Genomic DNA, 6,082 nt, shown 5'->3' on the forward strand with positions numbered 1-6,082 from the left:
AGCCTGTGCTCCCTTCATTTGATAATTTATTATATCATCCTAATGAAGTTTACACAGACTATTTTACACTCTCACGTCATCAGTTAAAATATTATTTTCAAATTCATAAGAATACCTTGTTTATTCTTATATATCAACTTTGCTTACGGTACGAAGCCTGCCTTTGATAGGTGTTTTTTGTAACTGCTGGAACACCCACTCTCCTTTATTATTTAATATTTCTACAAAAGTAGATATATCAACTATATTGATTATTCCTATATCGTCTTTTGTCATACCTTCAATATTACAAAGCGTGCCTACAATATCTACCGCCCTCATCTTTGTTTTCTTACCTGCATTAATATGTAATTTCATAATCTCTTTACTTAGCTTCGCACCCTTTGTTTCTTTAATTTCAGGTCTTGTATTCATTTTCAAAGCAAATTCTTCTTTAAGATTATTTACAGTTTCCACTTTAGGTCTTTCCTTCAAAAGAATCTCTTTTCCTATATATTCATGTATATCATTTAAAAACTTACTTTCATTTTGTGTTACAAAAGTAATTGCTCTACCCATCTTGCCTGCACGTCCAGTTCTTCCTATCCTATGAACATAACTTTCCTTGTCTTCTGGTATATCATAATTAATTACATGGGTGATATTATCTATATCTATCCCTCTAGCTGCAACATCTGTGGCTATTAAATATCTAAAATAACCCAGCTTAAAATTATTCATTACTCTTAATCTATCACTTTGTTCCATTCCACCATGTATTTTTCTGCAATCATACTGGAGCTTTGCCAATTCTTTATAAACTTCATCTACCTTTTGTTTTGTATTGCAGAATATCATACAACTATCTGGATTTTCTAATATAGTTATATCTCTTAAGAGATCTATTTTATGTGATTCATTTACGTTATATCTTTCTTGACATATATTATCTGCAGCTTTGTTTTGCTCCTCTATTTCAATATGTATAGGATCTTTCATATATTTATTACATAAAGTCTCTATGTCTTTTGGCATTGTGGCTGACAATAACATGGTCACACGTTCTTTTGATAAGCTTTTTATTATTGTTTCTATTTGCTCTACAAATCCCATATTAAGCATTTCATCAGCTTCATCTATTATAAGATACTTTATCTTTGATAGATCAAATGTACCTTTTTCTATATGATCTATAATACGACCAGGTGTCCCAACTACTATATGTGTCTTTTGCTTAAGTTCCTTTTCTTGATCATAGAAAGGTGACTTCCCATAAATTGCAGCTGCTTTAATTCTTTTAAATCTACCTATATTAAAAAAATCCTCTTTGACTTGGATAGCAAGTTCTCTTGTTGGTGTAATCACTAATGCTTGAGGTTTATTTTCTTCCCAATCCACTAATTGGCAAATAGGAATAGCATATGATGCAGTCTTACCACTTCCAGTTTTAGACTTTACTACTATATCCTTTTCTTCTAACGCAATCGGTATAACCTGTTCCTGAACTTTTGTTAACTCCTTGAAGTTTAACATGCTAATTGCTTTTAATAACTCACTGCTTAACTTATAATCATTAAAATTTGCTTTTATCATTTGATCATCTCTTTTCTATATTTCTTACCATTATTGTTACAAACATACATTTTTATCCCATATTTTCTCTTTATCATTACAATTTATATAACAATATGCATACTAACCTTTTTATTATATCATACCCATGTATTTCATTTGCAACCAATGAAGAACTTCCTTTTCCTTACTCTTATTTTAGCTACTTCTTCAATACTTAATCCTTCCAATTGTCGAATTTGATATTTTTATAATTCCCCGTTTAATATTCGATATATTGCTTTAGCTACTCCAAAATTCACATTTATATCTGTAATATATTTAGCTACTTCTTTTATTTCATCAACTGCATTACCCATTGCAAATGAATTTTCAAATTCTGTAAACATAGAATAATCATTTAAGCCATCTCCAAGCACTACTACCTCATCTTTTTTTATATTCAATTTTTGTGCTACTTTTGCAAGAATTTTTCCCTTCTCAGCATCCATATGATTTACTTCAATGTTAGTTCCAAAACTTGCTGATACAGCTAGTCCTTCTAATGCTTCCATCTTTTTACGAAGCTTATTTATAATTTCTTCTGATTGCGCAAAAGATACAAACTTTGCTATATTATTGTGTCTATTTAAAAACTCATTCATATCAGTAATATATTGCATATTTTTAAAATGCGGATTATTATTAGCATATTTTAATATCTCTTCTTCATCTTTTAATTCTGGATGGAATGTAAGAGATCTTTTTACCATTCCAGCTAAAGTTTCTTCTTTTGTATTTGTTGTATAAAATCCATCATCTGTGTATATTTCTATAGCCAGATCTGTACATTTCATTACCTCTAAAATTTCTATTGCTCGTTTTTTTTTCGATATAAATATGTTCAACTATATCTCCATTAATATCTCTATATTCTGCTCCATTTAGTACAACACAATCACATTGTAAGTCATATTTATGTATAAACGGCTCCACATCACAATACGCTCTTCCTGTAGCAATTGCAAACTTAATTCCATTTTTTTGTGCAGCCTTAATTGCTTCTATATTTTCTTTTGGTATATCGTGATTTTTCCCAATCAATGTTCCATCCATATCTGCTGCTATTAACTTAATCATTTATCTTCTTCTTCCTTTTATATAATTTTTATCCCATGGCTTTTAGTTTTTATATTACTTTATTTCAACTCTAAAATTTTTATCTGAGTAAAAAACTATAAGTACAAAAATTGCACATGTAATCCAAATAAGTGGTTCTGATATACATACTCCTAAATAACCCATTGATGGAGCTAAAAATCCTACAACTGCAAATTTCCCAAAAAGTTCAATTGAACTAGAAACAAGTGGCGTAAATTTTTTTCCGATTCCCTGAAGCGTACTTCTATATATAAGAAGTGTGGCTAATACATAATAAAAAGGAGTATTAATTCTTAAATATTTTACTGCTGTATCTATAATTAAAGTATCATTTGATCCAGTTAAAAATTTTATTATATATGTTCCAAAGGCAAAGGCAGTTATAACAACTATTGTTGACCATATTGCACCCATGATAACTGTTTTTTTAAGTCCAATATTTATCCGTTCATATTTCTTTGCCCCATAATTTTGACTTACAAACGTGGCTGATGCTGTTGCCAATGTTCCAAGTGGCATCATGTAAATTTCACTAACTTTTCTTGCCGCCATATGTGCAGTTATTATTTCCTTACCAAAACTGTTTATTGCACCTTGAAGTGCAACTGAACCAATTGAAACAAGTGATAGCATAAATCCCATAGACAATCCTGAAGTAATTAATTCCATTACCATAGTACCATCATATTTAAAATCTCCTTTGGATAATTTTAGCTCCGGACATTTTTTTATAATATGATTAAATCCTAAGATTACAGCTACAATTTGTGATATGACAGTTGCATAAGCAGAACCTCTAACACCCCATTTAAATACTAAAATAAATGTAAAAACCAACACTACATTTAGAATTGAAGCATAAATTAAATATATAAGTGGACTACGGCTATCGCCCAATGCTCTTAGAACCCCTGCTATCATATTGTACATTATAGTAACAATCATAAACATTAAAATAATTACAATATATCCATATGCATCGTTTATTATTTCTTCTGGAGTATTTAAAAATTTAAGAAGATACATTATTGTACCTACTCCAACAGCCGTAAATACTATTGATATTATAAGGTCAAGAATTACTGTCATTGCCACAGCCTGTCTCATGTTATGCATCTCTTTTGCTCCAAAATATCTTGCAATCACAATCGCAAATCCATTATTTATACCAACCGCCATGCCAACAATAAGTCCAAATAGTGGGGTTGTAGCCCCTATAGCTGCTAAGGCATTTTCTCCTAGGGTATGTCCAACAATCACTGTGTCCGCCAAATTGTACATTTGTTGAAACACACTCCCAAGAAATATAGGTAATGCAAAATAAAAAATTTGTTTACCAGGATTTCCTGTTGTTAAATCCGTGATTTTATTTTTTTCCATTGTAGTTTTTTCCTCTCCCTCTTGCTTTCTATGTGATTTAAACATTCCATCAAAATCTTTTTTAATTTTACTATATCACAATATAATAAAAACTTATATTATCCGAGAATTTAGGAACAAAAAATACTTTTTAGGTATTTATTTTTTTTAGAAACATATTGTTTTTTCTATATCGTCCTTAGCAAAAAAGCACTGCACGAAATATATAAATTAGTGCAATGCTTGCATATGGAAAACCTCGTTTCCCCCAGGCGTTCTTCTAAAGTCGGAAGGGCTGAAGTTGCTAAAGAATATATAACTTGTTCTAAAGAACATAGCATAAACTTTATAAAATTATGAAAGCTAAGATTTTCCAAATATAAGAAAATCTTAGCTTATAAATATTTCTTTACTAGATTCTAGTACCTTAACTGCTATATAATTTCAATTCTTTTAAGTTGATAGTTACACCTAATTTTAATAATACATCAAGTCCAAGTAAACCATTTATATGTCCTTCTTCATCAATTAATCCAAAATCTATATTTACATCTTCTAGACAATTTCTTCCTATATTAACTGAATTAATATTTTTCCTATAAGAATAATGCTCGCCACCAACACCATACATTGTGATAAATTCATCGTCTGCTTCCGCTTTAATCCCTAATTCATATACACTATCTGGATTAATAATAGTATGTGCAGCACCTGTATCTACAACTACATTATTAATTAATACATTATTGCCCTTATATCCAATATTCATATCAACAAATAACAAAACATTTTTATATTCTAAGTTCATCTAATTGTGCCTCTTAGTACTGGCATTTGAACTATATTCATTGATAATTCTTCTTTTGATGTATGAAATACAAAATTATCGCCTTTACATCTAATTAATATATTGCTTGCTTCTTCATCATCCAAAACTCTCACTACAGCTACATCATCTATACACTTTTTGTTCTCTTTAATATGAGCCTCTAAGCTTTTTAAAAGCACAAATTTATTAGGGTATATAGTTCTTACTTCTTCCCACTTCATATTCTCACATCCTAATATTTATAATAAGTTTATAAATGAGTCATTTTTTCTATCCATATTTCTACCTCCATTATATCATAAACTTAGGTTTGATCACTCATATGTCTATATTATAATTATTTCCAGTATTAAACAAAATATACGTACATATGTTCTTGGCGGATAAAAAAATTACCAGCCTCTTTTAAGGCACCCCTTAATCTACCAGACTTTAATTATTTCAATTATCTTTCCTCATTTCTCAACTTCTTTATTTTTCTAAAAAACTACAAGAAATCCTCTTTTAATATCCTTGAAACAATTTTGCAATACAATTTCCATTAAATATTTTTAAATTTATTTTTCGTATCATGTATATTCAAAACAAAACTACACATGATAATATCATAAGGAACATAACAGTCGAGCAAAGATTTATATATGCTCTTGATATAAGGGTGTATATAAGTCGAACAAAGATTTTATAATGGTTATAACATATAGTTGTTATGATAGTCGGCGATAAGATTTTATCTGGTGGGGAAAAGTTTTATTATAGTTGATTATATCTATTATAATAGTACTCCAACTTATTATATAAGGTCGAGTTAACATTATTCAATGTGTTGAATTGATTTAATACAGCCGTGAGGTTATATTAAGTTGAATAAATATGTTGTGTGGTGGAGCGAAACATGGTAATTGGTTGTGATTTGTTGTATTATAGTCGAAAGATTATAATATGATGATAAGCTATCTATTATTGTGCTAGTGAAGATTGTTATGCTCTTTAAAAAACCGTATTTAGTATATATCTATGCTAAGTGCGGTTTTTTAATCTTGTTTGTACCAATTAAGGCACTATTAAGAAAATACCAAGTTAATTCATCAGCATATTGGGATCTGTTATTTTCTTTTATGTACTAAAATATGAGTCTGTCAAGACTTTCGTGTAAACTTCAAAAAGTAATATGTTTATTTTATAAGGTTGGAGGTAGAATAA

At 29.3% G+C, this 6,082-nt stretch carries 4 protein-coding genes and 1 pseudogene; all 5 read right to left on the reverse strand.

The genetic code is table 11. The features are described 5' to 3' along the window. Nucleotides 1-126 precede the first annotated feature (126 nt). Nucleotides 127-1,572 carry a DEAD/DEAH box helicase gene (locus tag L3B96_RS26930; protein ID WP_238949044.1) on the reverse strand — a complete coding sequence of 482 codons (1,446 nt, stop codon included), beginning with the start codon at nt 1,570-1,572 and terminating at the stop codon, nt 127-129. Between the two features lie 227 nt (nt 1,573-1,799). Then, nucleotides 1,800-2,670, reverse strand: a pseudogene (locus L3B96_RS26935) (Cof-type HAD-IIB family hydrolase). 54 nt (nt 2,671-2,724) lie between these two features. Beyond that, the gene (locus L3B96_RS26940; RefSeq protein WP_238949045.1) at nt 2,725-4,071 is read right to left on the reverse strand and encodes an MATE family efflux transporter; all 1,347 of its coding nucleotides are present in this window, start codon (nt 4,069-4,071) and stop codon (nt 2,725-2,727) included. Between the two features lie 406 nt (nt 4,072-4,477). Further along, entirely contained in the window at nt 4,478-4,858 is a 381-nt protein-coding gene (locus L3B96_RS26945; RefSeq protein WP_238949046.1) for a retroviral-like aspartic protease family protein, read from the reverse strand. Further along, nucleotides 4,855-5,100 carry a hypothetical protein gene (locus tag L3B96_RS26950; RefSeq protein WP_238949047.1) on the reverse strand — a complete coding sequence of 82 codons (246 nt, stop codon included), beginning with the start codon at nt 5,098-5,100 and terminating at the stop codon, nt 4,855-4,857. The genes L3B96_RS26945 and L3B96_RS26950 overlap by 4 nt, the downstream gene beginning before the upstream one ends. Nucleotides 5,101-6,082 lie beyond the last annotated feature (982 nt).

This window comes from Clostridium sp. YIM B02569 (assembly GCF_022320765.1).
GTDB classification, from domain to species: Bacteria; Bacillota; Clostridia; order Clostridiales; family Clostridiaceae; genus Clostridium; species Clostridium beijerinckii.

What these genes read in the sequence shown, in the direction of transcription:
- L3B96_RS26930 (WP_238949044.1), bottom strand. Translation starts at nt 1,572, where the DNA reads ATGATAAAAGCAAATTTTAATGATTATAAGTTAAGCAGTGAGTTATTA.
- L3B96_RS26940 (WP_238949045.1), bottom strand. Translation starts at nt 4,071, where the DNA reads ATGGAAAAAAATAAAATCACGGATTTAACAACAGGAAATCCTGGTAAA.
- L3B96_RS26945 (WP_238949046.1), bottom strand. Translation starts at nt 4,858, where the DNA reads ATGAACTTAGAATATAAAAATGTTTTGTTATTTGTTGATATGAATATT.
- L3B96_RS26950 (WP_238949047.1), bottom strand. Translation starts at nt 5,100, where the DNA reads ATGAAGTGGGAAGAAGTAAGAACTATATACCCTAATAAATTTGTGCTT.